Genomic DNA, 24,262 nt, shown 5'->3' on the forward strand with positions numbered 1-24,262 from the left:
CAGAGCCAGGCGACGACGGTGTTCGTCGGCAAGATTCTCACCGTCGACGCGAAGGATTCGGTGGCGCAGGCCGTCTCGGTCGACGCGGCCGGACACATCGTGAAGGTGGGATCCGAGAAGCATGTCCGCGAGGGATTGCGGGCCGACGTCAAGACGGTCCAGCTCTCGCCTGGACAGGTCCTGGCGCCCGGCTTCGTCGAGCCGCATATGCACCTGGGGCCGACGATCATCCAGGACCTCGTCGGCACCCACAACATCGCGCCCTGTCTGCCGCCGCCGTTCGAGGGCCGTGACGCGCAGGAGTGCGGCCGACTCGCCGACATCACGTCGGCGCTGCAGTCGATGAAGGTGGCCCCGACGTCCCCGGCCAACGCCGGCGAGTTCATCCTCGGTATGAACCTCGACCCGTCGCGTCAGCAGTTCCTGCCCGGACGGTGTGGGACCACCGGTCCGGCGACCTTCAGCCAGCGGCCCAAGGACTTCCTCGACGCATGCGTGAGCAAGGACCGGCCGGTGCTGGTCCTCGACCAATCCGGTCACCTCGCCTATGCCAACGACAAAGCCTTCGCCGCCGTCTGCGGCGGACAACCGAAATGCCCGGTACCCGATGCGGTGACGCAGGCCGGCGGAGGCTGGGTCGTCGACGACAAGGGCGAGTTCACCGGGGTGCTGCAGGAGTCCGCCGGATACGCGCCGTTCATGGCGGCGATGGAGCGCAGCCACCTGGCCGGTCTGCAGGAGGCGAATCCGCGCAAGCTCATCAGCGAAAACCTGCCCGCGGTGATGAAGTCGATCGAGAAGCTGCGCGCCGCCGGTCTCACGACCATCACCGACGGTGGTGTGACGGGCCGCAAGCAACTCGACGCCGACGAACTCCTCGCACAGGAAAAGGACTTCCCGCTGCGCATCACCGGAGTCGTCACCTATGACACCGCGAACCGCGACGGCATCACCTCGGCCGGCCCGGGGTGTGACCCGGCGGCGGACAAGGACTGCGTGTTGCCGCGCTGGCTGGGGGCACGGGGCATCAAGCTGTGGGTCGACGGGTCGACGCAGGGGTGCACGGCCAAGCTCGCGCCGCCGATCTCCTATCGGCAGGGCGGCCATTGCGACGGCGCGGGTGAGGGTCGCGCCGACGTGTCGGGCCCCGACGAGATCGTCAAGGATCTACGGCCCTATTGGACCGCGGGGGACTGGATGATCCAGACGCACGTCAACGGCAACGGTGCGAATCGGTGGATCGTGTCTGCGCTGGCGCAGATGCAGTTGGAGAAGCGCGCGACCCGCCCGGTGCTGCTGATCCACCACACCGTCGTCGACGAGTCGCTCTCCGCCGACATCGGCAAGCTGCGCCGCGGTGAGTACGTGTTCAACGGCAAGAAGGTGCCCGCGCTCGACGTGCGGGTCACCCATCTGATCGGCCACGTCGCGTACTGGGGCGCCGCCTTCGACGACATGCTCAGCCCGGGAGCGGGTCCGAACATCGACCCGATCGGATGGGACAAGAAGTACGGCAACCCGTGGTCGTTGCACAGCGACTCGATGGTCACCCCGGCCCACCCGCTCTGGTACATGCAGCAGGCCGTGACCCGGCAGACGTGGGCGTACCCCGATTTCGCCAAGAGCTACGTCCTGGGCCCGCAGCACCGCGCGACGGCAGCCGAGGCGTTGCGCGCCGTCACGATGGAGCCGGCCGTGCAGCAGGGATTGGGGACGTGGGTCGGGTCCGTCGAACCGGGCAAGGTCGCCGACTTCGTCGTGCTGGGCGGCGATCCGTTGACGGTGACCCCCGACCGGATTGGTGCCATCCCCGTGGTCAACACCTATCTCGGCGGGGTGCCCACCAAGTAGCACCGATCGCCGACGGTGCGATCAGTCGCGCAGGGGAAGTCCGCGCTCGAGGAGGTCGATGGCGGCCAGGAGCCGGGCCCGTGCCTCGTCGTGGTCGGGCTCTTCTTGGGAGTTGGCGAGGTAGAACATCACCCCGCTCACCGCGGCGACGAACACCTGCAGGTGCAGATCGGTCGTCGGCACCCCGGTGTAGTCGGAGATGAACTCGGTGGCCTCCGAGATCGCCCGCTCGGTCTCGAGTTGATAGGCGAAACGCAGTTCCGGGTCGCTGTTGATGAGGGCGAGCCGCTCATGGCTCGCCGCCCATTCATCGGCCAGCCCGACTTCGAAGAGCCCCGCGATCATCTGCCGCAGCAACTCGAAGTGGTCCAGCCCCGGGGGAATCGCGGCCAGTGCCTCGTCGCGCGCCTCCTGCAGGTCGTCGCTGATGATGACCTGCTCCTTCGAGGTGAAGTAGCGGAAGAAGGTGGTGTGGGAGACGCCTGCGGTATGCGCGATCTGCTCGACCGTCGTCGCCGAATACCCCTGTTCGGTGAACAGGGTCATCGCGGCCGACCGAATGGCGGCGCGGGTGCGGGCCTTCTTCTGGGCCCGCACCCCGCCGTCGACCGGGGTCGCCATGACTAGGGCGCCAGGCCCCGGTCGCGGACGGCCTCGCCCTCGATGTCGAAGTTGACGACCAGCTTGTCCAGCCACTTGGGCAGACCCCAGGCACGGTCGCCGAGCAGGGCGATCACGGCGGGGACCACCGTCATGCGGATGATGAAGGCGTCGAAGAAGATGGCGATCGCCATCGAGAAGCCCATCATCTTGGCCATCGTGTCCGGTGCCAGCATGAACGCGGAGAAGACGCTGATCATGATGATCGCCGCCGACGTCACGACGCGCGCGCCGTGCCGGTAGCCGGCGATGATCGCCTCCTTGGCGCCCATGCCGTGGATGTACTCCTCGCGCATGCGCGTCACCAGGAACACCTGGTAGTCCATGGCGAGGCCGAACACCACGCCGATCAGGAAGATCGGCAGGAACGAGAGGATCGGCTTGGTGTGGTCGATCAGGCCCAGGCCGCCCTCTTGGAAGAAGAAGACCGTGGCGCCGAAGGTCGCGAGCACCGAGAAGATGAACCCGAGCGTTCCGATCAGCGGCACCCACAGCGAGCGGAAGACACCGATCATGATGAGGAAGGCGAGTCCGACCACGACGATCAGGTAGGGGATCAGCGCCTTGTCGAGCTTGGCGGTGAGATCCGACATGATCGCGGTCTGACCGCCGACGTGGAGTTCGGCTCCCTGCTTGGCGATCGCCGGACTCGTCGAACGGATCTTCTCCACGAGGTCGTGGGTCTGCGGGGACGACGCGGAGCTGATCGGGGTCACCGAGATGATCGCGGTGTTCGCGTTCTGGGTTCCCAGCGGGCCGGAGCCGTTGCCGAGCCAGGTGAGGGTCGTCGGCTGGGCGACGCCCGGCATGCCCTGGATCTCCTTGACCGCGGCGGTGGCGGCGTCGTTGACGGTGCCCTTGTCGGCGTGCACGACGGCGATCAGCGGTGCGCCGTTGCCTTCGCCGAATCCGCGCGCGAGCAGCGATTGCGCCGCGACCTCGTCGTCGGAGACGGTGTCCATGCCCAATTCCATCCGGGACATCGGGAGGGCCGCGAGGATCAGGATGAGCAGCCCGCCGACGATGAACGGGATCGGGCGCTTGACGATGGCCCGGCCGTATTTGACGCCGAGTGTGTCAGCGGTCGCCGACTCCTGCGCATGCCGGATCCACGGGATCTTCGGGCTGAAGGCGAAGCGTCCGGTGGCGCCGAGGAGGGCGGGGATCAGCGTCAGCGCCGCGAGCACGGCGACGGCAACGGCGACCGCCGCACCCAGACCCATCTGGGCGATCAGCGGGATGCCGATCACCGTCAGCGCGGCGACGGCGATCATCACCGTCAGGCCGGCGAAGACGACGGCCGAACCGGCGGTGCCGACCGCGCGGCCGGCGGCGTCCGCGGGATCACCGCCGCGCTCGCGTTCGGACCGGTAGCGCGACACGATGAACAGCGCGTAGTCGATGGAGACGGCGATACCGAGCATCGTCACGATGGCGGTCGCGGTCTGGTTGACCGACATGAACTTGGCCGACACCGTCAGCAGCATCATGGTCAGACCGACGCCGACCATGCCGGTGATCAGCGGGATGAAGGCGGCGACGATCGCGCCGAAGGCGATGATCATGACGACGAAGGCGATGGCGAAGCCGATCATCTCCGCCTTGCCCGGCTGCTCCTGGGCCTGCATCACGCCCATCGTCGCGGCCACCTCGATGCCGTGCCCGCGATGCCGTTCGAGGATGTCGGTCAGCGCCTTCTTGTCCTCGGGTTTGAGGTCCATGACGTTGATCGACTGGTGGACCGTGATCTGTCCGACGCGGCCGTCGTCGCCGAGGACCTTGGAGGCCATCTGCGGCATGAGCTGCGCGGCCGTCACCGGGTTGGCGATCGTCGACGTCTGCGGGTTCTTGTCCGTGGCGCTCACATGCGGGAGCTGCCGCAGATCGTTGACGAGCTTGTCGATCTCGACGGTGTGGTCGGCGAGCTTGTCGGTCGGCTTGGACTTGTCGGTACCGAGCACGATGATCGTGTTGGCCTCGGTCTGCGACTTGGTCACCTCCGGGAAGTACTGCTGCATCTGGGACATGGCGACGCCGCCGTCGGTCCCGGGAAGGTCGAAGTCTTTGGCGAACTTGGGCTGCAGGGCGCCGATCAGCCCGCCGAGGATGACGAGGAGGGCGAGCCAGGCGCCGATCACCCACCACTTGTTGCGGAACGAGAAGCGTCCGAGGTTGAACAAATAGGTCGACATGGCATCAAGTGTTACTGACTAACACTTTTTCGCGCAACCGCTGCCGGATCGCAGTGGTGAGCCTCACCGCCACGGCGGCCCGGCGCTCACATCTCGGTGTGCTGACAATCAGGTGTGGCTCTAGAAGATTGGAGCGCGTGCCAGAACGAGTCCGCGGATCCCTCGATTGGGGGACCTATGCCAACTCGTTCGCCTTCCGATTAGTCCAGGTCAGACGCATTCGCGGCCTCTCGCAGGAGGCGTTGGCACACAAGGCCGGGATGCATCGAAACCAGGTGTCGAACCTGGAGCGGGCGCGTAGCAATCGCGAGCCGTTCATCTCCGATCCGCAGCTCTCCACGGTCTACCGTCTCGCCGTCGCCCTCGACGTCCCGCCCGCCTATCTGCTTCCCGACGCCGACGGAAGACTGCCGGAACAGTCGCCCGAGTTGACCGACGGTTCCCGGGTCGAGAAGGAGCTGTACGAGCGGCTGGCGCCGGGGACCGACTCCGCGCTGGGCTAGTCGGAGTCGTGACTTCCCAGTCGATCCACAGGTATTGCCGATAGCTCTCTCACCTGTGCGACGGACGATAGATGCATGAGCAACAACGGCCTGTACCCCGAATCCGTCGAACTGATCGTTCTCGACGACGAGGCGGCCCGTCGCTATGCGCACGAGCTGCTGGACGCCGGGCTGCCCGTCGCCGTCGTCGCGCGCACCGCGTCGCTCGTCGTGCCCTTCCTCGAGGCCGGCGGGCGGACCGTGGCCGTCGTCGCCGACATCGACGATCCCGACCAGCTGGCCGGTGCGATCATGCGCGTCGAGAGTCGACTCGCGCCGGTCGGCGCGCTGATCCGCTACCGCTGCGACGTGCCGGTGCACCCGACGGCGTTCCACGCCGCGTGAGCATGGGCGATAGCTCGCAAGTGATGTCAGCGAGTGTGCTTTAGCATCACTTATCGTTATAAGTGATGCTATGATCGGATCATGACGTCACTTGGTACCGCCGTCACCTATGAACAGCTGACGTGGCCGGTGGCCGACGAGGCCGGCTACGGGGTCGCCGATCAGCGCGCAGCCCTACGGCAATCCGGGCCATACGACGCCGCGGTGCCCGCTGAGATCGCCGACCTGAGACTTGACTTGCCGCCCGGGGTCTTGGCCGAAGCGGAGGACGCCGCCGCCGAGCTTGCCCGATTCGACGCGGAGTTGGGCACCGAGATCGCGCCGTTCACGGCCATTTTGCTGCGGTCGGAAGCCGCGTCCAGTTCCAACATCGAAAACCTCACGGCGTCGGCCCGTGCAATCGCCGAGGCGGAGGTGTTGGTCGGTACCCACCGTCGCAACGCGGGACTCATCGTCGCCAACGTGAACGCGATGCGCGCCGCTGTCGACCTGTCCGACGACGTCGATGCGGGGGCCATCCTCGCCATGCACCGCGCATTGATGGAATCGAGTGATCCGGCGACGGCAGGCAGGTGGCGCAAGGAACAGGTATGGATCGGCGGCGGACCGTTCGGTCCGCGTGGCGCCGACTTCATCGCGCCGCACCACGCCCGGGTGCCCGGTGCGGTCGACGATCTCGTCGACTTCGCCAGACGTCGCGACCTGCCCGTCGTCCCGCAGGTCGCGATCGCCCACGCCCAGTTCGAGACCATCCACCCCTTCCCCGACGGGAACGGGCGCACCGGACGTGCGTTGCTGCAGGCGATGCTGCGATACCAACGACTGACGAGGCGAATCACGGTGCCGGTGTCCGCCGGACTCCTTGCCGACACCGAGGGGTATTTCTCCGCGTTGCACGCCTACCGCGAGGGTGATGCCGCGCCGATCGTGTCGACGGTCTCCGCGGCTTCTCTCCATGCCGTGGCCAATGGGAGACGGCTCGTCGACGATCTGCGCGGTGTGCGCGCGGGCTGGCGGGAGCTGATCACCGCGCGGAGTGACTCGGCCATTCACCGCGTCGCCGATCATCTGCTGATCCGCCCCGTCTTCGACGCGGCGCTGCTGAATCGCGAACTGGGGATCCGGACGGGAAATGCTCGCCGATATGTCGACCCGCTGGTCGAAGCGGGGATCGTCGTCGAGTTCACCGACCGGGCTCGCAACCGTGCCTGGCGGGCTCCGGAGGTGCTGGCCGCGCTCGACGACTTCGCGGAGCGCGCCGGTCGGCGAAGATTGCCGTGAGGACGGCTACGCGACGACCGTGCCCTGGTGATACAGCGCGACCCAGTCGGCACCGCGGCGCTGCCAGACGGTGGCGCGCCGGGTGCGTCGCACACCCTGCGTGAGCGCATAGGTCACCAGATACGTGTCGACGGCCAGTTCGCGAACCTGAAGGTCCGTGGCCGGCCCGGTTTCGTCGGGCTCGCCAGAGGCGAACCGCTCGGCCAGCACCGACCACACGAACTCGCGATCGTAGACCTGGCCGGATGCCCCGGTCTCGGAGAAGTCGTCGGCGGTTTGGCGCAGGAAATCCGCGCGCGTCAGCGGCTGGTGGAACAGCGGCTCACGCCGGGCCAATTCCGTCAGCACATCGTCGAGAGACGAATCAGCCGTGGTACGGCTCCGCCTTGACCAGGGTCACCTTGACCTGGGCGCCCGACGGCACGGCGTATTCACGGGTGTCGCCGACCTTCGCGTTGAGCAGCGCGGCGCCCAGCGGCGAGCTGGGGGAGTAGATCTCCAGCGAATCCGAGCCGCTGTCCTCGCGCGTGGCGATCAGGAAGGTCTCGGTGTCCGACTCGTCGCCGTCGTAGTAGACGGTGACCACGGAACCGGGCAGCGCGACGCCGGACTGGGTGGGCGCCTCGCCGACCTTCGCGTTGTTGAGCAGCTCCTGCAGCTGGCGGATGCGCGCCTCCTGCTGGCCCTGCTCCTCGCGCGCGGCGTGGTAGCCACCGTTCTCCTTGAGGTCGCCCTCTTCACGGCGTTCGTTGATCTCGGCGGCGATGACCGGACGGTTGGCGATCAACGAGTCCAACTCGCCCTTGAGGCGGTCGTGCGACTCCTGCGTCAGCCAGGTGGTGTCGGTCATGGGAACTCCTTTGTCTGTCCGCTGCCCGCGCTGCTCACTGTCGATGAGGCGGTATCGCGGGTGGACGCTGTCCTAATGCAACTGAACACGGCCCCCACGTTCGGGGGCCGTGCCTGTGAACAACAGACTACCAGTCGATGTGTTGCAAGGCACAACCGTTATCGGTTCGTTGCCGTCGGTCGGGGCGCTGACGACCTACTGCGCGACGAGTCCGTAGGTCGGCTCGTTGCGTTTGAGCCACCCGCACACGGCGTAGGTGACGGGCATGACCAGGACTTCGACGAGGACCTTCCAGATGAACCCGACCACCGTGTAGGACAGCCACGACGAGAAGCTGGTGAACCCCAGTGCCGGTGCGGCGATGGAGCAGAACACGATGGTGTCGGCGGCCTCGCCGACCACCGTCGAACCGAGCAGCCGCGCCCACAGGCGCCGCTCGCCGGAGCGTTCCTTCATCTTCACCAGGACGTAGGAGTTGAGGAATTCGCCGACGAGGTACCCGGCGAGCCCGGCGAGCAGGATCTGCGGGATCACCCCGGACACGGTGTGGAAGGCGGTCTGTAAATCGTGGGTCTGCGGGTCGGTGACCGGATCGGACATCGGCAGGTGATCGGCCACCCACAGGCTGCCCGACGCGAGCAGCAGGATCGCGAACCCGAGCGCGATCACCCGCCGCATCGCGCGGAAGCCGTACACCTCGCTGATCACGTCGCCGAGGACGTAGGCCAGCGGGAACAGGAAGAACGCCCCGTCGGTGGGCAGCCCTTGCACGTGCAGCGGGCCGAGGTCGAAGTGCAGCCACGACGCGAAGAAGACCGCCGGCCGCGACGCGGTGACGTTGCTGATGAGCATGACGCCGACGAACAGCCCGACGAGGATCGGGAAGTAGCGGCTGCCGGTCGACGCGAAGTTCACGCGTCGTTCGGTCGTGGTCGCTGCTTCTGCGCTGGTCATGGCTTATCCGTCCGGGTGAGGTAGGGCGGCACGTTCGGGTCGCAGCCGAAGACCTCGCCGATCACCGGCTGGGCCGACGTGTGGATGGTGGTGCGCACACCGACGCGCTGCGCGCTGCCGCCGACGATGAGGACTTCCCGTCGGCCGACCTCGGCGCCGTCCTTGGAGCGGGCCTTCACGACGCAGGCGACGGGAGTGCTCGGGTCGGCGCGGTCGACGGTGAACTGCACGTCGACGGTGTCGGGTCCGGTGAGGAAGAACCCGGTGGTCTCGCCGGAGACGTCGGGGTTGCCGAACTTCTGGAAGCCGATGACCGCCAACACAACGCCGAGCACCACGACGGCCGCCGTCAGCAGTGCGAACCAGCGGCGTCGCGACATCGACGACTGTTCGACGGGGTAGGTGGCACGGGGGCCGTAGCCGCCCCCGTCGGATGCGTTCACCCGTCAATACCTACCATGAACGCATGGCCAGACTGATGGCGGTTCACGCGCATCCCGACGACGAGTCGAGCAAGGGCGCCGCGACGATGGCGCGCTATGCCGCCGAGGGGCATGACGTCCTGGTGGTGACCCTGACCGACGGTTCACGCGGCGACATCCTCAATCCGGCGATGGATCGGCCGGGCGTCCTGGAGAACATCACGCAGGTGCGGCGCGAAGAAATGGCCGCCGCCGCCGCCGCGCTCGGCGTGCGGCAGACCTGGCTGGGGTTCGTCGATTCCGGGTTGCCAGAAGGGGATCCGCTGCCGCCGCTGCCGGAGGGCTCCTTCGCGACCATCCCGTTGGAGGAGTCGACCGAGGCGCTGGTCCGCGTCGTGCGCGATTTCAAGCCGCACGTGATGATCACCTACGACGAGCACGGCGGATACCCGCACCCCGACCACATCCGCTGCCACGAGGTCTCGGTCGCGGCTTACGAACAGTCCGGCGACGCCGCGGCCTTCCCGGAGGCGGGGGAGCCGTGGACGGTGAGCAAGTTGTACTACACCCACGGATTCATCCGCGACCGCATGGTGCGCTTCTCCGACGAGTTCGAGCAGCACGGTCAGGAGAGCCCGTTCAAGGAGTGGCTGGCCAAGTGGGATTCGTCGCGCGGCGACCTCATGGGGCGCGTCACCACGCAGATCACCTGTGGTGACTACTTTCCGCAGCGCGACGACGCACTGCGGGCGCACGCCACACAGATAGATCCGAACGGCGTCTTTTTCGCAGTACCCTTGGAGTGGCAGCAGCGCTTGTGGCCGACCGAGGAATACGAGTTGGCGCAGACACGGGTGACGACGTCGATCCCCGAGACCGACTTGTTCACCGGGATCGAGGAATGATGAGCCCGACGATCACCGTCGTAGCGACACGGGCCGCGATGCTGCTCGCCGCCCCCGACGGCGGCGACACCAAGGGCCCCGAGTTCGGCAAGGCGTCGCCGATCGGTCTGCTGATCATCCTGGTGCTGCTCGTCGGCACGGCCCTGCTGATCCGTTCGATGAACGCGCAGCTGCGCAAACTCCCGCAAACCTTTGACGCCGAGCACCCCGAGCCCGACCAGGCGTTCGATGAGGGGACCGATAAGGTGAGCGTCCCCGACGACGGGTCGGAGAGCCCGACGGATCCGGTCGTCCCGAAGACGGACGAGTAGTTGGCCAACCGTCTCGCGGCCGCGACCAGTCCGTATCTGCGTCAACATGCCGATAATCCGGTCCACTGGTGGGAGTGGTGCGACGAGGCGTTCGCCGAGGCCGCCCGTCGGGACGTCCCGGTTCTGCTGAGCGTCGGATACGCCGCCTGCCACTGGTGTCACGTGATGGCGCACGAGACCTTCGACGACCCGGCTCTCGCGCAGCAGATGAACGACGGATTCGTCTGCATCAAGGTCGATCGCGAGGAGCGCCCCGACATCGACGCGGTCTACATGAACGCGACGACGGCGATGACCGGTCAGGGCGGTTGGCCGATGACCTGCTTCCTGACCGCGACCGGTGAACCCTTCTTCTGCGGTACCTACTACCCGCCCGTGGCACGCAACGGCCAACCGGGATTCGGGGAGGTCCTCGCCGCGGTGACACAGACCTGGCAGGGCAATCGCGGTGAGATCAACCGGGTCTCGGCGCAGGTGCGCGAACACTTGGCGAGGTCGGCGTCGGGATTGCCCGGCGGGGACGGCAGCGTCGACGACGAGTTGGCCCGGGCGGCGGTGGCGGCCCTCATCATCGACGAGGACCCGGTCTACGGCGGATTCGGCACGGCACCGAAGTTCCCGCCGTCGTCGTTCATGTTGGCGCTGATCCGCCACGACGAGCGGGTGGGCTCCCCCGAGGCCTTCGACGTCGCGGTGCGCGCCGCGGTGGGTATGGCGGGTGGCGGCATCCGTGACCAGCTCGGTGGCGGGTTCGCGCGCTATGCGGTCGACCAGGCATGGATCGTCCCGCACTTCGAGAAGATGCTCTACGACAATGCGCTGCTGTTGCGGGCGTACGCACAGTTGGCCCGCCGCGATAGTCCCATCCGTGAGATGTCGCAGCGCATCTGCGAGGAGACCGTGGCGTTCCTCGACGACACGCTGGGTACGTCGAGTGGATACGCCTCGTCACTCGACGCCGATACCGATGGCGTGGAGGGGGCGACCTACGTCTGGACACCCGAACAACTCTCCGACGTCCTCGGTCCCGACGACGGTGCCTGGGCGGCAAGGGTTTTCGGTGTCACGAGCGCCGGGACGTTCGAAGAGGGCACCTCCACGCTGCGATTCGCCGAACCACCCGATGACATCGACCGGCTCGGGCGGATCGTCGAGAAGCTGCGCGCGGCCCGCTCGGGTCGCCCCCAGCCCGCGCGCGATGACAAGGTCGTGACGGTGTGGAACGCGCTGGCCATCACTGCGCTCGTCGAGGCCGGACTGGGGATGTCCCGGCCGGAGTGGGTTGACCGGGCCGCATGGTGCGCCGAGGAAATCCTGAGCCGCCACCTGGTCGACGGCGAGCTGCGCCGGGCATCGCTACACGGCGAGGTCGGGGCGCCCCGCGCGATGCTCGACGACCATGCGGCGCTCGTCGTCGCCCTGCTCTCGCTGTTCGGTGCCACCGGCGAACAGCGGTGGCGCACCGCGGCGATCGATCTGCTCGATACCGCGGTGGATACCTTCGCGGACCCCGACGCGGCCGGCTCCTGGTACGACGCGCCGGCTGACGGCGGGCTCATCGTGCGCCCGCGCGACCCGGCCGACGGTGCCACCCCGTCCGGCTCGTCGCTGATGGCTGAGGCCCTGTTGACGGCGTCGATGCTCGCCGAGCCCGAAGCGGCGGGTCGATACGCGGAATTGGCCGAGCAGACCCTGTCCCGTGCCGCGGTTCTCTTGGCGCGTGTCCCGCGCGGGGCGGGTCACTGGTTGGCGGTTGCCGAGGCGCGGTTGGGCGGTCCGCTGCACGTCACGGCATCGTCGCCGGAGAAGCTCGCCCTCGCGCGCGAGCTGGCTCCCGGCTTCGCAATCGTTACCGCGGCTGGCGATTCCGGCTTCTCCGCCGACCAACCCGCGAACACGGTGCTCGTGTGCCGGGGAAGTACCTGCTCGCTCCCGCTGTCGGACGCCGACGAGATCGCTTCCCAACTCCGTCCGGTTTGAGGGCGGTGGCACTACGGATCAGAGTGAATCCGTGATGACGCCGGGAAGATCGCCGAAGCGGGCAGACGAGTCCCGAGTCAGCAGGATTCGGCCCGTTTCTGCCGCGTGAGCCGCGATGACGAGGTCGTGGGCGCCGCGCGGACGCCCGACCTTTCGCACGTGGGCGATCAACCGCGCGTGGTGGGCGGCCGTCGCCTCGGTGTAGTCGAGGACGTCGACCGCGCCGGTGATCGCCGCCAGCGCCTGCGCGCGTGCTGCGGCTTGATCAGCGTTCGCCGCCAATTCGATCCCGGTGCGGTACTCGGCGACGGTGATCGCCGCGATGGCCACATCGTCGTCGTCCAGGGCCGATCGGTCGATCGCATTCCGCTCGTAGGCGATGAGGAGATTCGTGTCGAGGACTACTCGTCGGCCCATGGGTCCGTTTGGTCGGCGACCAACAGGTCGACAGCGGCAGAGATGTCGGCGGTGAAGGAATCGTCTGGTGGGGTGGTGTCGGCGAGGGCGCGGGCCAGGTCGCGTCCGGTCCGTCGGCGCACCGGGCGGATCTCGGCGATCGGGCGGTTGCCGCGCGTGACCACGACCGTGTCGCCCGCCTCGATGGAATCGAGGAGGTCGGAGAAGCCGCGGGAGGCCTCGGTGGCGCTGATCTTTCGCACGATCACATCATATCTGATAATCAGATTTCTTGCCGGTGGACGACCGGGTGCTACTGTGGGCGACGTGAACATCTCCGTGCGCGCCTATTGGCGCTTTACCGAGGCTCCGGGTGGGCCTGCGGTGAAGCGGTAGTTTCGCGCGCACATTCCACATCCGGAGCCCGAGCAGTGACCATCACGGTCGCTGCTCTTTCCTTTTCCAGGGCTCCGACCGCGGGGCCCGGCGGACCAACGCGAGAGGCCAACACCGTGACCACCACCCCCGACCTGAATGCGCAGACCACCTCCGACCGGCGCATCCGGGCCTTCCGTCCGATCCCGACGCCGGATGCGCTGCGCAGCGAGCTGCCGCTGACCGCGCGCCGCGCCGTGGCCGTCGCCCGCGACCGCGAGGAGATCGCCGCCATCCTCGCCGGGCGCGACGACCGCCTACTCGTCGTCGTCGGTCCGTGCTCCATCCACGACACCGTCGCGGCGCTCGACTACGCGCGTCGCCTCGCGCCGCTGGCCGTCGAATACGCCGACCGCCTCAAGATCGTCATGCGCGTCTACTTCGAGAAGCCGCGGACCACCGTCGGGTGGAAGGGCCTCATCAACGACCCGGGCATGGACGGCAGCTTCGACGTGGAGCGCGGCCTGCGGACCGCCCGCGCGCTGCTGCTGGACATCATCGACCTCGGGCTGCCGGTGGGCTGCGAGTTCCTCGAGCCGAACAGCCCGCAGTACATCGCCGACGCGGTGGCCTGGGGAGCCATCGGGGCCCGCACCACGGAATCGCAGGTCCACCGGCAACTCGCCTCCGGCCTCTCCATGCCGGTCGGATTCAAGAACGGCACCGACGGGAACGTGCAGGTCGCCGTCGACGGGGTGCAGGCCGCGGCCGCACAGCACGTCTTCTTCGGACTCGACGACTTCGGCAACGGCGTCGTGGTGGAGACGGCGGGCAACGAGGACTGCCACATCATCCTGCGCGGCGGGACCAGCGGGCCCAACTACGACGCGGAGTCGGTCGCGTCGGCGGCCGGCGTGCTCGCGAAGGCCGGACTGCCCGCGCGGGTGATGATCGATGCCTCCCACGCGAACTCTGGCAAGGATCACGAGCGCCAGGCCGTCGTCGCCGCCGAGATCGGCGACCTCGTCGCGCGGGGTGTGCCGATCAGCGGTGTGATGCTGGAGAGCTTCCTCGTTCCCGGCGCCCAATCGCCCGACGGCGCCGACCTCGTCTACGGCCAGTCGGTCACCGACAAGTGCATGGGCTGGGAAGCCACCGAGGCGGTGCTCCGCACGCTGGCCCGGGGCTAACCGGCCCGGCAGTAGCCGACGAGAGCGTCGACGACGACGAAGGCGAGCAGCGGAATCCCCAACAGCGGCACGAACCATCCGACGACGAGGATCGCGACGAACAGCAGGGCGAACACGGAGCGGGTGCGCATATCGGCGGCGGCGAATGCACTCCGCATGGTTCCACCCTGCGGGGGACGCCCGGCGCGGAGTCCCGGACCGCGGCGCCACCACAGGAGGTAGCCGCGGACGATGACGGTCGTCAGCGCGATCATCAGCAGGAGCAGGGCCACCGCGCTGACCCAGCCGAACAGGATGCCCATGTGCAGCTGGATGCCCCACTCGGCCAGCTTCGCCGGCAGCGACCAGGTGGAGAACGGGACGTCGGCGGTCACGCCCATCGTCGTCGGGTCGACGGCGATGGCGTCGACCGAGTAACGCCACGGCAGTCGGGTCTGCGTGATGGTGACGGCGTCCCGAGGTCCGGTCGGCAGATCGATCTCGACCCGCCCGGACAGGCCGTGTGCGCGGGCGACGGCGAGTAGGGCGTCGAAGGAGGCGCTCGGCTGCTCGTGCGCGACGGTCGGCCCGGGGGCCGCGCCGTGGTGGTGGGCGGCCGGCACCGCCGTCGGCAACGGTGGGCGATCCCAATTCAGGTGGTGCCGCAGGTCGGCGATGTTCTGCCCCGCGTGCTTCGACCACGTCAACCCGGTCGCGGAGAGGAAGACGAGTCCGACGACGAGCCACACGCCGACGGCGCCATGCCAGTTCAGGGTGCGGTTGCGCCTGGTGCCCGTGCGCTCGACCGAGGCGATCCGCCACCACGAACGACCGGTGTTTCGGCGTCGGATGCGAAACCGGTTGACCCACAACGCGAGTCCGCCGAGCGCCACGACCCACAGCCACGACGCGGCGAGTTCGCTGTATGTCCGGCCGGGCTCGCCCAGATGCAGATTCCGGTGCAACCCGTCGAGCCACGACCGCAGCGGCAGGGCGCCGTTGCTCCCGAAGGTCACCGATTGCCCCAGGACCCGGCTGGTCGTCGGGTCGACGAAGACGGTGCGGCGTTCCGACTCGCCCAGGGAGTTGTCGGCGAAGTAGACGCGCGTCGTCTCATGTGGCGCGGCGGCCGCGTCGACCGCGGTGACGACCCCGAGTCGCGACTCCCGAGCAGCGGCGACCTGCTCGTCGATGCTGTGCGGCGGGCCGTCGGAGTCGACGTGGAGCAGGTGTCGGTAGGTCACGGACTCGACTTGTGGTGCGAGGGCGTACAGGCCGCCGCTGATCGTCGCGACGAGTAGGAACGGTGCGACGAGGATGCCGGCGTAGAAGTGCAGGCGACGGATGAGGGGCAGGAGGGGACGGAACACGGTGATCGCTCGATTCGGTGAGGGCGCACGCGGGCACGCCGACGCCGCGATGCGGCAACCGATGCTCGGTGCGGGGTTAGGAACAGACGGCGGCGATCACCGGGGGACCGCGTCTGATGTGGTGGCGTGCCGTGCTGGCGTCGAAGAGCGGGGCGCGCTCGGCGGTGACCACCGCCCACGACCGGGCCAGCGGCAACGGAGTGGGCGTGACGGCCCGTACGAGGCGGTGCAACGCGGCCAATGCGGCCTGCACCGCCGATCCGCGCGGCGCACCACGGCGACGCCGACGAGGAGCGCGATCGCGTGCGCGCCGACCATCGTCGGTGACGGCGCGGCGAAGGCGTGACCCGATCCCGTCGCCAAGGTCAGGTGACCGAGGACCTGGGCGACGAGGAGTGCGGCTGCGACGGTGTACGGGCGGTCGGCGGTCGGGCGCGCCGAGCTGGTGAGTGCACCGATGGCCGCGCATCCGATGAGCAGCATGACCAGGATTCCCGCCGACGGCGTCTCGTCGGGCATCAGCGCGCAGTGGCCGGCCATCGCCGTCGTCGCGGCGACGATGCCCACGGCCGCGCCGTACACGTGCCGCCGAGCGCGGTCGGTCCGCGGTGCGGCGGCGATGAGCATGGGAAAAGTCTAGGGGTCAGCGCAGGAGCAGCAACCAGATGGCCGTGTAGTGGGCGATGGCGGCGACGACGGTGCAGGCGTGGAAGAACTCGTGGTGTCCGAAGGTCTCCGGCCACGGGTCGGGCCAGCGCAGGGCGTAGAGGATCCCGCCGACGCTGTAGAGCACACCCCCGATGACCAGCAACGAGATGACCAGCCACCCCGAGTAGTGGATGAGGGTGGCGGCCTTGGCGATGATCACCCAGCCCAGGCCGATGTAGAGGACGACGCCGAGCCACCGGGGTGCCTGCGGCCACGCGATCTTGAGGATCATGCCGGCCAGCGCGCCGCTCCAGACGATGCCGAGCACCCACCACCGTGTCGGCGAGGGGAGGGCCAGGTAGCAGAACGGGGTGTACGAACCGGCGATGAACAGGAAGATCATCGAGTGGTCGGCCCGCTTCATGAGCATGGCGGCCCGTTCCGAACCCCACTTGTGGCGGTGGTAGGTGGCGCTGATGGTGAAGAGGCCGAAGACGGTGATGCCGTAGACGGCGCACGCCACCGCGGCGCCGACGCCTTTGAGTTGCGCGGCGCCGATCACGATCGCCGCGACGGCGAGCGTCGAAATCCAGGCCGAGTACTGGTGGATCACGCCGCGCAGCCGCGGCTTGCTCTCCAGGTGAATCGGAGTGGGGATCGGGGAGGTCATGAACCTACGGTACCGTAAGTTACTCTCGGGTATCTCGTTTTGGTGTCGGACCTCACTGGCGACCGGCGTAGGATCGGACGCGATGAAACTCCTTCCCGACACGCTGCGTACCCCCATGTACGCGGTCTATGAACGACGGCTGGCGCAGCTGTTGGACCGGGAACGCCTGCCCAAGCATGTCGCCATCATCTGCGACGGCAACCGGCGTTGGGCGCGCGAAGCGGGTTTCGAGGACGTCAGCCACGGCCACCGGGTGGGTGCCGCCCGCATCGCGGACATGCTGTCCTGGTGCGATGAGCTGGGCATCGGCACGGTGACCATCTACCTCCTCTCGACGGAGAATCTGCAGCGCCCCTCCGAGGAACTCGACGCGCTGATGGAGATCGTCCCCGACATCGTCGACGAGATCTCCGCCCCGGAGCGGGGATGGCGCGTACGCCTCGTCGGCAACATCGACCAGTTGCCCGCCGTCGCGGCCCAGCGGTTGAAATCCGCGGCCGACCGCACGTCGTCGCATGACGGCCGGCTCAACGTGAACGTCGCCGTCGGCTACGGCGGCCGCCAGGAGATCGTCGACTCGGTCCGCGACCTGCTCGCCGAGCACATCGCCGCAGGCGATTCCGGCGACGCGCTCATCGAGGCGGTGACCGTCGACGCGATCGACCGCAATCTCTACACCAAGGGCCAGCCCGACCCCGACCTGGTCATCCGGACCTCGGGTGAACAGCGCCTCTCCGGCTTCCTGCTATGGCAGAGCGCCTACTCGGAGATCTGGTTCACCGACGCCTATTGGCCGGAGTTCCGCCGCGTCGACTTCCTGCGCGCGCTGCGCGACTTCGGCGCGCGGAATCGCCGGTTCGGGCGTTGACGTGAATCCGCTGGTCGTCACACTAGATTGAGCTTATGTACGACGACGCGGACGAGTGCGAGACGCAGACCGGTCTCGGTGATTTCGAGTTCGAGCGGAAATTCCTCCTGCGCGACCTGCCCGTCGAGGCGGCCGGCGACCCCACGCCCACCCTGATCGTGCAGGCCTATGTCTTCGCCGACGACGGGTTCGCCGTGCGCGTGCGGATCAGCGGACCCGCTGGAGAACTCGACCTCGACTCGGCACCGTCGGATCTGGCGCAGGCGCTGACCGAGAGCGACGACGCGATGGGAACGCTCGGCGTCAAGGGGCCGGCGAATGCCGGAACCCGATACGAGGCGGAGCGGGCGATCGATCCGCTGGTCGCCGGGTCGATCGCGGCCCGGTCGTCGGCGCTGATCGCGAAGGTCCGGTACTCGATGTGGATGGGGGAGGACGGGTGGATCGTCGACCGCTTCCTCGCCGACAACGCCCCGCTGCTGGTCGGGGAGGTGGAACGGGCGCGGCCGGTGACCGACCTCGCCATCCCGGACTTCTGCGTCACCGAGGTGTCGGAGGATCCGCGGTTCGGCAACGAATACCTCGCCCATCATCCGTTCCCGACCTGGGCGGCACAGTTCGCCGACGAGTACCGCATCCTCGGGCCCGGATTCATGCACACGCTGGGCGAGAACCGCTTCGGGGTCGAGTAGTTGCTGTTGGTGCCGCTTACCGGCATCAACAGCAACCTGAGAGGAGAGCGATGAAGGCAGTGGTGCTCGGATCGAGCGGGACGATGGGCGCACTCGTGTGCAACCAGCTGGGCGAGCGCGGCGTCGAGGTCGTCGAGGCGAACCGCCGCACCGGGGTCGACGCCGAGACCGGAGCGGGGCTCGCGGCCGCCGTCGACGGTGCCGACGTGGTCGTCGACTGTCTCAACCTCAACACCCAGTCCGCGAACAAGGCCAAGGCGTTCTTCGGCACGGCCGCGCGCAACACCGCCGCCGCGGCGAAGAACGCGGGGGCTCGGGTGGTCTGCCTGTCCATCTGCAACGCCGCCGATCCCGCGGTCAATCGCCGCATGGGCTACTACCAGGGCAAAGCCGCCCAGGAACAGGTTTATCGCGACGCGCTGGGCGACCGGTTGACCATCGTGCGGACGACCCAGTGGTTCGAATTGGCCACCACGATGCTCGACCGCATGTCGATCGGACCGCTGGCCGTCGTACCGCATATGGTGACCGCGCCGCTCGCCGCCTCCGACGGCGCGGTGGTGCTGGCAGACGCGGCGACCGGCGAGAACTACCGGGCCAAAACCGTCGTGGAAGTACGGGGACCCGAGCAGCTGGACCTCGTCGACGTGGCCAAGGCGCTGCGCGCCGCGCAGGGGCGGCGCGGCCCCGTGGTGCCGATCAGCTTCGGCGGGTCCGCCTTGCGCGACGGCGGGCTGATCCCCGTGCACGCCGACGTCGTCACCGCGATGACGCTCACCCAGTGGGTGGCGGCACAGCCGGTGCGCTGAAGCGGCGTTTCAGAGCTTGCGCAGCCGCACCCGGTTGATCGAGTGATCGGAGTCCTTGCGCAAGACCAGGTCGGCGCGCGGACGCGTCGGCAGGATGTTCTCCACCAGGTTGGGCCGGTTGATCGACGTCCAGATGTCGTGGGCGGCCGCGGTGGCCTGCACGTCGTTGAGCCCGGCGTAGGAGTGGAAATGCGAATTCGGGTCGGCGAACGAGGTGGTGCGCATCTGCAGGAAGCGCGAGATGTACCAGCGCTCGATGTCGGCGGTCTTCGCGTCGACGTAGACCGAGAAGTCGAAGAGATCCGAGACCATCAGCGTCGGCCCGGTCTGCAGCACGTTGAGGCCCTCGATGATGAGGATGTCGGGCTGGCGGACGAAGTGCCGGACGTCGGGGACGATGTCGTAGGTCAGATGCGAGTAAACCGGGGCGGTGACCTCGCGCGCCCCCGACTTCACCTCGGTGACGAACCTCATGAGCGCACGGCGGTCATAGGACTCCGGGAAGCCCTTGCGGTGCATCAGACCGCGGCGCTCCAACTCCCGCTTGGGGTACAGGAATCCGTCGGTGGTGATCAGGTCGACCTTCGGGTGGGTGTCCCAGCGCGCCAACAGGGTGGCCAGCAGGCGGGCCGTCGTCGACTTGCCCACGGCGACGCTGCCGGCGATGCCGATGACGAACGGCACCTGCTGGGCGGTCTGCAACTCCCCGAGGAAGGTCGAGGTCGCGGCGTATAGACGTTGGCGGGCGGCGACGCGCAGGTGGATGAGACGCGACAGCGGCAGATAGACGTCGGCGACCTCGGCCATGTCGAGCTTCTCGCCGAGGCCGGCGATCGCGTCGAGTTCGCCCTGCGTCAGGACCATCGGCATGGATTCGCGCAACTCGCGCCACTGCCGACGGTCGAGCTCGAGGTACAGGCTGGGATCGCGCCCCGATGATCGCTTCATCGGCGCACCCGCAACCCTGGTCTGTTACCGGACGGCATCTGACAAGCGTATTGGCCGCGTCGTTGCGGTGTCAGGCGGGTCCAGTCGCGGGGTCGCCGACGGCATGGCGAGTCGGTCCCCCGCTACCAGGGCTCCCGCGTTCTTGATCCGACGGTGCAGGGCGAAGAACTCGTAGCCGGTGATGCCGTCGATGGTGGCGAGCGTCGTCGTGATGAAGCCGTAGAAACTGTCGTGATCGGCCGCCATCACCGTCGCGGAGAGGTTCCAGGTCCCGCTAATGGCAGCGGCGAAGGGCACTGTCGGGTTCCTTCCCAGGGACTGGCCGGCGGCGTCGAGTTTTGCCGGCGCCACGTTCATCCAGATCGCCGCCAGCACACCTCCGGTCGCGGCCTGCGCCACGTCGACGTCGAAGTAGGCCACGCCGGAGGAGACGAGTTGCTCGACGCGCCTGGTCACCTTGCCCGTCGTCGTATCGAGGTTGCGGGCCAGCGTCGTGAAGGGCAGCCGTCCGTCACGGGTGAGATGCTCGATGATCGCCCGATCCTCGGTGCCCGGCAGTCGCCCCTCGGAGGGGGATTCCGGTTGCCGGAAGAGATTGGTGGCGGCCAGCGATTGGATCTGCGAGGCGGTCAGCGTGCCCTGCCAGTGGTGCCAGTCGTGCGGACTTCCGCCCGCGAACTGGTGCAGGACCGTGGCGGTGCGGACATCGAGGACCTGTGGCGTGCGAGGAAGCATCCGGGTGAGCAGGTCGGAGGCGTCCTCGCTGGTCTTTGCGCGCAGGTTGAAGACGATTTCCCAGCCGGCGGAGTGGATCGACACCCAGGACACGTCGTCGCGACGGGCCAGCGATAACGCGATGGCGTCGGCGGCCTCCGGGCGACAGCGCAGTCGCACCAGTTTGATCGCCCCGCCGAAGGCCCGGGGGTCCAATGCCAGGGTCACGCGCAACAAGCCCTCGCGGCGCAGTCGGCGGTATCGTCGCGACACCGTGTGCTCCGGCTCGCCCAACGCCTCCGCGATCTCGCGAAACGACGCCCGGGGCGAGATCTGAATGGCAGCGACGATTTGCGTATCCAAGAGGTCGAGATTGCTGAAAATATCTGGAACTGAGCGATCCATTGTGGGAATTCTACGGCATTCGCGGATGTGAGTGACTGAAATCGCCACCCGGCGCGAGACTGGGGTCAACTCGATTCCTGAGATTAAGGGGCCTTTCATGACACGCAAATGGTGGACACTGGGCGTTATCTGCGCGGCAACCTTCATGTTGCTGCTCGACGTCACCATCGTCGCCGTCGCGCTACCCCAAATCCAACATTCCCTCGGTGCCAGCTTCACCGCTCTGCAGTGGATCACCGATTCGTACGCGCTGGCCCTTGCCGCCCTCCTATTGACCTCCGGGTCTATCGCGGACCGGTTCGGCCGCAAACGGGTGTTCCTCGGTGGTTTGATCGTCTTCACCCTCGGATCGGTGCTGTGCGGTATTGCGCAGAGCGCCGAGATGCTGATCGCCTCCCGCGTGCTCCAGGGTGTCGGCGGTGCCGCGCTCTTCGCCACGTCGCTGGCACTGTTGGCCGCGACCTTCCACGGTCGGGAACGTGGCATCGCCTTCGGCGTGTGGGGGGCGGTCACCGGCATCGCCACCGCACTCGGTCCCGTCCTGGGCGGGGTCATCACCACCGAGATCAACTGGCGCGGGGTGTTCTGGGTGAACCTGCCGATCGGGATCGCGGCCATCGCCGTCACGGTGCTGCGCGTCGACGAGTCCCGGTCCCCGCACGCCCGACGGGTCGATCTGGCCGGCATGGTGGTCTTCACCGCGGCTCTGCTGGCACTCGTCTACGGGCTGACCGAGGCCGGCCAGCGCTCCTGGGGTGACGCCCTCGTCGTTTCCTCGCTGATCACCGCGGCGGTCCTGCTCATCGTGTTCACCGTGATCGAGGCAACCGTTGCCGAGCCGATGTTCGATCTCTCGCTACTGCGAGTGCCTACTTTCGTCGGTGGCTCGATCGCCGCGGTAACGATGAACGGCACCCTGTTCGCGATGCTGATCTACGTCGTCCTCTATCTGCAGGACGCGCAGGGCTACAGTGCGATGCAGACCGGCCTGCGGTTGCTGATCATGTCGGTCTGCTCGATGGTGGTGGCCACCGTCTCGGGTCGCCTATCCGAGCGCGTCCCGGTGCGGTGGCTGATCGGCCCCGGACTCTTCCTCGTCGGCGTCGGCCTCCTGCTGATGCAGGGTCTGCGCGCCGACAGTTCCTGGACCCACCTGATCCCGGGACTGGTCGTCGCCGGCATCGGATCCGGGCTCGTCAATCCTCCGCTAGCCTCCACCGCGGTCGGCGTGGTCGACGTCCACCGGTCGGGCATGGCGTCGGGAATCAACACGACCTTCCGGCAGGTCGGCATCGCCGTGGGCATCGCGGTCTACGGCTCGATCTTCTCGGCCCGATTGGCATCTGGCCTGCGGGAGCGGCTCGGCTCCTCGTCGGGAATCGACCCGGCGCGACTGGCCGGCGCCGCACACAACGGGCAAGCGCAGGCGCTGATCTCGCGGTTCCCCGCCGCGCGGCAGGAGATGCTCACCGCCGCGGTACACGGCGCCTTCGCCGACGCGATGAACGCGCTGTTCCTCACGAGCGCGGTCGCCGCGATCATCGGGGCGGTCGCCGCAGCGGTGCTCATCCGGAGCAACGACTTCGTCGTCCAGGCGCCAGCGGCGCCCGCACCCGAGACCGGCGAACCGGTGGCCATCGTTCGGTAACGTCGACGCCATGCCCGTCTACCTCCCCGCCGACGACGAGATCGTCACCGAATACCTGCGCATCGGGTTGGCATTCGACCTCTTGGAGGAGGGGTTCGTCGACGCCTACACCGGCGACCCGGCCCTGCGCGCCCAGGTCCGTGACGAGGGACGGCCCGACCCGGCCGTCCTCGCCCGCAGCGCGGCACAGCTGCACGACCGGCTGCCCGGCGATCTGCCGGCCGACCGGGCCGAGTTCATCGGATCGCATCTGCGGGCGCTGGAGTGCTCGGCGCGCAAATTCGCGGGCGAGGACATCGGCTTCGTCGACGAGGTGCGGGCCTACTTCGACGTCGACATCGCCCCGCAGGACCCGCAGGTATACCGGGAATCGCACCGGCAACTGGCCGACGCGCTCGGCGTCGCCGACGATCCAGAGACGTTGCGCGCCGCGTACCGCGCCTACCGCAGGGCCACCGAGATCCCCGCCGACCGTCTCGGCGACTGCGTCACCGCCTTCGCCTCGGCATTGCGCGACGAGGTGCGCAAATCCGTCGACCTCCCGGTGGCCGAGACCGTCGAGTTCGAGATCGTCTCCGACCAGCCCTGGTCCGGGTTCAACTACTACCTCGGCGGCTACCGCTCGCGCGTCGCCATCAACACCGACGTGCCGCAGCAACTTTCGGCGCTGCCGCATCTGGTCGCCCACGAGGCCTATCCGGGCCATCACACCGAGCACTGCCGCAAGGAGGAGCTGCTCGTCGGGGGCGGGCAGGGGGAGCAGACGATCTTTCTGGTCAACACGCCGCAATGCCTCATGGCCGAAGGGCTGGCCGATCACGCGCTGCGCGCGGCGATCGGGCCGGATTGGCCGCTGTGGGCCGAAACCGTCTACGCCGACCTGGGGCTGCGGTTCGACGCCCATCGCGCGCGGGCCGTCGGCGAGGCGACGGCCGGGCTGCTGGCGGTGCGCCAGGACGCGGCCCTGCTGCTGCACGACCGGGGCTCCGACGCCGACGAGGTCACCACCTATCTCGCGCGCTGGCTGCTCGTCGGCGAGGACCGGGCACGGCAGATGCTGCGGTTCCTCACCTCTGGGCTGTGGCGTGCCTACATCAGCACCTATGTCGAGGGATACCGCCTGCTCGGCGACTGGCTCGACGCCGGTGCCGCCGATGCGCCGGACCCGGCGGCGGCGCGAGCGCGGCGATTCGGCCGGCTCCTCGACGAGCCGCTGACCCCGGCCCGACTCCGCGCCGAGTTGGCCAACTAAACTCG

At 68.2% G+C, this 24,262-nt stretch carries 26 protein-coding genes; 13 read left to right on the forward strand and 13 right to left on the reverse strand.

The window, feature by feature from the left end:
• The first annotated feature begins 18 nt into the window (after positions 1 to 18).
• Entirely contained in the window at positions 19 to 1,851 is a 1,833-nt protein-coding gene (locus HUN08_RS04950) for an amidohydrolase (protein WP_301546894.1), read from the forward strand.
• 21 nt (positions 1,852 to 1,872) lie between these two features.
• Here the strand turns inward: HUN08_RS04950 and HUN08_RS04955 are convergent, their stop codons facing one another.
• Both HUN08_RS04955 and HUN08_RS04960 read right to left on the reverse strand, forming a co-directional pair.
• Complete coding sequence (locus HUN08_RS04955; RefSeq protein ID WP_124247830.1) at positions 1,873 to 2,472, reverse strand: TetR family transcriptional regulator; 600 nt, start codon at positions 2,470 to 2,472, stop codon at positions 1,873 to 1,875.
• A gap of 2 nt (positions 2,473 to 2,474) precedes the next feature.
• Positions 2,475 to 4,703, reverse strand: coding sequence for an MMPL family transporter (locus HUN08_RS04960; protein WP_124247831.1), 2,229 nt, complete (start codon positions 4,701 to 4,703; stop codon positions 2,475 to 2,477).
• Positions 4,704 to 4,840: 137 nt separating this feature from the next.
• Between HUN08_RS04960 and HUN08_RS04965 the strand changes: the two genes are divergently transcribed.
• From HUN08_RS04965 to HUN08_RS04975, 3 genes are all read left to right on the forward strand, one after another.
• Entirely contained in the window at positions 4,841 to 5,206 is a 366-nt protein-coding gene (locus tag HUN08_RS04965; RefSeq protein WP_124247832.1) for a helix-turn-helix domain-containing protein, read from the forward strand.
• A 75-nt stretch (positions 5,207 to 5,281) separates the two neighbouring features.
• Complete coding sequence (locus HUN08_RS04970; protein ID WP_124247833.1) at positions 5,282 to 5,590, forward strand: hypothetical protein; 309 nt, start codon at positions 5,282 to 5,284, stop codon at positions 5,588 to 5,590.
• 81 nt (positions 5,591 to 5,671) lie between these two features.
• The gene (locus tag HUN08_RS04975) at positions 5,672 to 6,871 is read left to right on the forward strand and encodes a Fic family protein (RefSeq protein ID WP_124247834.1); all 1,200 of its coding nucleotides are present in this window, start codon (positions 5,672 to 5,674) and stop codon (positions 6,869 to 6,871) included.
• Positions 6,872 to 6,877: 6 nt separating this feature from the next.
• Here HUN08_RS04975 and HUN08_RS04980 read toward each other — a convergent pair whose 3' ends face one another.
• The 4 genes from HUN08_RS04980 to HUN08_RS04995 all read right to left on the reverse strand — a co-directional run bounded on the left by HUN08_RS04980 (position 6,878) and on the right by HUN08_RS04995 (position 9,118).
• Entirely contained in the window at positions 6,878 to 7,219 is a 342-nt protein-coding gene (locus HUN08_RS04980; protein WP_124247835.1) for a DUF4440 domain-containing protein, read from the reverse strand.
• Positions 7,220 to 7,235: 16 nt separating this feature from the next.
• Complete coding sequence (gene greA, locus HUN08_RS04985; protein WP_124247836.1) at positions 7,236 to 7,721, reverse strand: transcription elongation factor GreA; 486 nt, start codon at positions 7,719 to 7,721, stop codon at positions 7,236 to 7,238.
• 195 nt (positions 7,722 to 7,916) lie between these two features.
• Positions 7,917 to 8,675 carry a queuosine precursor transporter gene (locus HUN08_RS04990; RefSeq protein WP_124247837.1) on the reverse strand — a complete coding sequence of 253 codons (759 nt, stop codon included), beginning with the start codon at positions 8,673 to 8,675 and terminating at the stop codon, positions 7,917 to 7,919.
• Complete coding sequence (locus HUN08_RS04995) at positions 8,672 to 9,118, reverse strand: DUF4307 domain-containing protein (RefSeq protein WP_301546895.1); 447 nt, start codon at positions 9,116 to 9,118, stop codon at positions 8,672 to 8,674. The genes HUN08_RS04990 and HUN08_RS04995 overlap by 4 nt, the downstream gene beginning before the upstream one ends.
• 23 nt (positions 9,119 to 9,141) lie before the next feature.
• On the opposite strand from HUN08_RS04995, the gene mca reads away from it, so the two are divergent.
• From mca to HUN08_RS05010, 3 genes are read left to right on the forward strand one after another with little or no spacing between them, the layout of a single operon-like run.
• On the forward strand, positions 9,142 to 10,002 hold the full coding sequence (gene mca / locus HUN08_RS05000) for a mycothiol conjugate amidase Mca (protein ID WP_301546896.1): 861 nt from the start codon (positions 9,142 to 9,144) through the stop codon (positions 10,000 to 10,002).
• A gap of 38 nt (positions 10,003 to 10,040) precedes the next feature.
• A complete protein-coding gene (locus HUN08_RS05005) occupies positions 10,041 to 10,313 on the forward strand; it encodes a hypothetical protein (protein ID WP_124247910.1) in 273 nt (90 codons plus the stop codon).
• A complete protein-coding gene (locus HUN08_RS05010; RefSeq protein ID WP_124247839.1) occupies positions 10,314 to 12,293 on the forward strand; it encodes a thioredoxin domain-containing protein in 1,980 nt (659 codons plus the stop codon). It abuts the gene before it with no gap.
• A gap of 18 nt (positions 12,294 to 12,311) precedes the next feature.
• Here HUN08_RS05010 and HUN08_RS05015 read toward each other — a convergent pair whose 3' ends face one another.
• Together HUN08_RS05015 and HUN08_RS05020 are read right to left on the reverse strand one after the other, a co-directional pair.
• Positions 12,312 to 12,710, reverse strand: coding sequence for a type II toxin-antitoxin system VapC family toxin (locus tag HUN08_RS05015; protein WP_124247840.1), 399 nt, complete (start codon positions 12,708 to 12,710; stop codon positions 12,312 to 12,314).
• Positions 12,695 to 12,952: a type II toxin-antitoxin system Phd/YefM family antitoxin gene (locus HUN08_RS05020; RefSeq protein ID WP_124247841.1), complete on the reverse strand. Its 258-nt coding sequence runs from the start codon at positions 12,950 to 12,952 to the stop codon at positions 12,695 to 12,697. Before HUN08_RS05020 ends, HUN08_RS05015 begins: the two co-directional genes overlap by 16 nt.
• Positions 12,953 to 13,201: 249 nt before the next feature.
• On the opposite strand from HUN08_RS05020, the gene HUN08_RS05025 reads away from it, so the two are divergent.
• Positions 13,202 to 14,254 (forward strand): 3-deoxy-7-phosphoheptulonate synthase, encoded by a 1,053-nt coding sequence (locus HUN08_RS05025; RefSeq protein WP_124247842.1) that lies wholly within the window; start codon positions 13,202 to 13,204, stop codon positions 14,252 to 14,254.
• Here HUN08_RS05025 and HUN08_RS05030 read toward each other — a convergent pair.
• The 3 genes from HUN08_RS05030 to HUN08_RS05040 form a co-directional block, all read right to left on the reverse strand.
• Positions 14,251 to 15,603 carry a PepSY domain-containing protein gene (locus HUN08_RS05030; RefSeq protein WP_124247843.1) on the reverse strand — a complete coding sequence of 451 codons (1,353 nt, stop codon included), beginning with the start codon at positions 15,601 to 15,603 and terminating at the stop codon, positions 14,251 to 14,253. The genes HUN08_RS05025 and HUN08_RS05030 overlap by 4 nt on opposite strands.
• A 96-nt stretch (positions 15,604 to 15,699) precedes the next feature.
• Positions 15,700 to 16,230 (reverse strand): hypothetical protein, encoded by a 531-nt coding sequence (locus HUN08_RS05035; RefSeq protein WP_124247844.1) that lies wholly within the window; start codon positions 16,228 to 16,230, stop codon positions 15,700 to 15,702.
• Between the two features lie 16 nt (positions 16,231 to 16,246).
• Positions 16,247 to 16,921, reverse strand: coding sequence for a hemolysin III family protein (locus tag HUN08_RS05040; protein WP_124247845.1), 675 nt, complete (start codon positions 16,919 to 16,921; stop codon positions 16,247 to 16,249).
• Between the two features lie 82 nt (positions 16,922 to 17,003).
• Here HUN08_RS05040 and HUN08_RS05045 point away from each other — a divergent pair, with 82 nt between their 5' ends.
• From HUN08_RS05045 to HUN08_RS05055, 3 genes are read left to right on the forward strand one after another with little or no spacing between them, the layout of a single operon-like run.
• Positions 17,004 to 17,789, forward strand: a complete 786-nt coding sequence (locus tag HUN08_RS05045; RefSeq protein ID WP_124247846.1) for an isoprenyl transferase — start codon at positions 17,004 to 17,006, stop codon at positions 17,787 to 17,789.
• Positions 17,790 to 17,824: 35 nt separating this feature from the next.
• Positions 17,825 to 18,481, forward strand: a complete 657-nt coding sequence (locus tag HUN08_RS05050; RefSeq protein ID WP_124247847.1) for a CYTH domain-containing protein — start codon at positions 17,825 to 17,827, stop codon at positions 18,479 to 18,481.
• Positions 18,482 to 18,531: 50 nt separating this feature from the next.
• Positions 18,532 to 19,290: an SDR family oxidoreductase gene (locus tag HUN08_RS05055; RefSeq protein ID WP_124247848.1), complete on the forward strand. Its 759-nt coding sequence runs from the start codon at positions 18,532 to 18,534 to the stop codon at positions 19,288 to 19,290.
• Between the two features lie 9 nt (positions 19,291 to 19,299).
• Here HUN08_RS05055 and coaA read toward each other — a convergent pair whose 3' ends face one another.
• Positions 19,300 to 20,238 (reverse strand): type I pantothenate kinase, encoded by a 939-nt coding sequence (coaA, locus tag HUN08_RS05060; RefSeq protein WP_124247849.1) that lies wholly within the window; start codon positions 20,236 to 20,238, stop codon positions 19,300 to 19,302.
• Between the two features lie 24 nt (positions 20,239 to 20,262).
• Entirely contained in the window at positions 20,263 to 21,357 is a 1,095-nt protein-coding gene (locus HUN08_RS05065; RefSeq protein ID WP_124247850.1) for an Lrp/AsnC family transcriptional regulator, read from the reverse strand.
• A 97-nt stretch (positions 21,358 to 21,454) separates the two neighbouring features.
• On the opposite strand from HUN08_RS05065, the gene HUN08_RS05070 reads away from it, so the two are divergent.
• Positions 21,455 to 23,005: an MFS transporter gene (locus HUN08_RS05070; protein ID WP_124247851.1), complete on the forward strand. Its 1,551-nt coding sequence runs from the start codon at positions 21,455 to 21,457 to the stop codon at positions 23,003 to 23,005.
• Positions 23,006 to 23,015: 10 nt separating this feature from the next.
• A complete protein-coding gene (locus tag HUN08_RS05075; RefSeq protein ID WP_124247852.1) occupies positions 23,016 to 24,257 on the forward strand; it encodes a DUF885 domain-containing protein in 1,242 nt (413 codons plus the stop codon).
• The last annotated feature ends 5 nt before the right edge of the window (positions 24,258 to 24,262 follow it).

Origin of the sequence: Gordonia sp. X0973 (assembly GCF_013348785.1) — a bacterium.
Taxonomy (GTDB): domain Bacteria; phylum Actinomycetota; class Actinomycetes; order Mycobacteriales; family Mycobacteriaceae; genus Gordonia.

Bases quoted from the DNA above. Each gene is read 5' to 3' on its own strand.
- HUN08_RS04955 (WP_124247830.1), bottom strand. From the start codon at position 2,472: ATGGCGACCCCGGTCGACGGCGGGGTGCGGGCCCAGAAGAAGGCCCGC.
- HUN08_RS04960 (WP_124247831.1), bottom strand. From the start codon at position 4,703: ATGTCGACCTATTTGTTCAACCTCGGACGCTTCTCGTTCCGCAACAAG.
- HUN08_RS04970 (WP_124247833.1), top strand. From the start codon at position 5,282: ATGAGCAACAACGGCCTGTACCCCGAATCCGTCGAACTGATCGTTCTC.
- HUN08_RS04975 (WP_124247834.1), top strand. From the start codon at position 5,672: ATGACGTCACTTGGTACCGCCGTCACCTATGAACAGCTGACGTGGCCG.
- greA (WP_124247836.1), bottom strand. From the start codon at position 7,721: ATGACCGACACCACCTGGCTGACGCAGGAGTCGCACGACCGCCTCAAG.
- HUN08_RS04990 (WP_124247837.1), bottom strand. From the start codon at position 8,675: ATGACCAGCGCAGAAGCAGCGACCACGACCGAACGACGCGTGAACTTC.
- mca (WP_301546896.1), top strand. From the start codon at position 9,142: ATGGCCAGACTGATGGCGGTTCACGCGCATCCCGACGACGAGTCGAGC.
- HUN08_RS05005 (WP_124247910.1), top strand. From the start codon at position 10,041: ATGCTGCTCGCCGCCCCCGACGGCGGCGACACCAAGGGCCCCGAGTTC.
- HUN08_RS05015 (WP_124247840.1), bottom strand. From the start codon at position 12,710: ATGGGCCGACGAGTAGTCCTCGACACGAATCTCCTCATCGCCTACGAG.
- HUN08_RS05035 (WP_124247844.1), bottom strand. From the start codon at position 16,230: ATGCTCATCGCCGCCGCACCGCGGACCGACCGCGCTCGGCGGCACGTG.
- HUN08_RS05040 (WP_124247845.1), bottom strand. From the start codon at position 16,921: ATGACCTCCCCGATCCCCACTCCGATTCACCTGGAGAGCAAGCCGCGG.
- HUN08_RS05045 (WP_124247846.1), top strand. From the start codon at position 17,004: ATGAAACTCCTTCCCGACACGCTGCGTACCCCCATGTACGCGGTCTAT.
- HUN08_RS05050 (WP_124247847.1), top strand. From the start codon at position 17,825: ATGTACGACGACGCGGACGAGTGCGAGACGCAGACCGGTCTCGGTGAT.
- HUN08_RS05055 (WP_124247848.1), top strand. From the start codon at position 18,532: ATGAAGGCAGTGGTGCTCGGATCGAGCGGGACGATGGGCGCACTCGTG.
- coaA (WP_124247849.1), bottom strand. From the start codon at position 20,238: ATGAAGCGATCATCGGGGCGCGATCCCAGCCTGTACCTCGAGCTCGAC.
- HUN08_RS05065 (WP_124247850.1), bottom strand. From the start codon at position 21,357: ATGGATCGCTCAGTTCCAGATATTTTCAGCAATCTCGACCTCTTGGAT.
- HUN08_RS05070 (WP_124247851.1), top strand. From the start codon at position 21,455: ATGACACGCAAATGGTGGACACTGGGCGTTATCTGCGCGGCAACCTTC.
- HUN08_RS05075 (WP_124247852.1), top strand. From the start codon at position 23,016: ATGCCCGTCTACCTCCCCGCCGACGACGAGATCGTCACCGAATACCTG.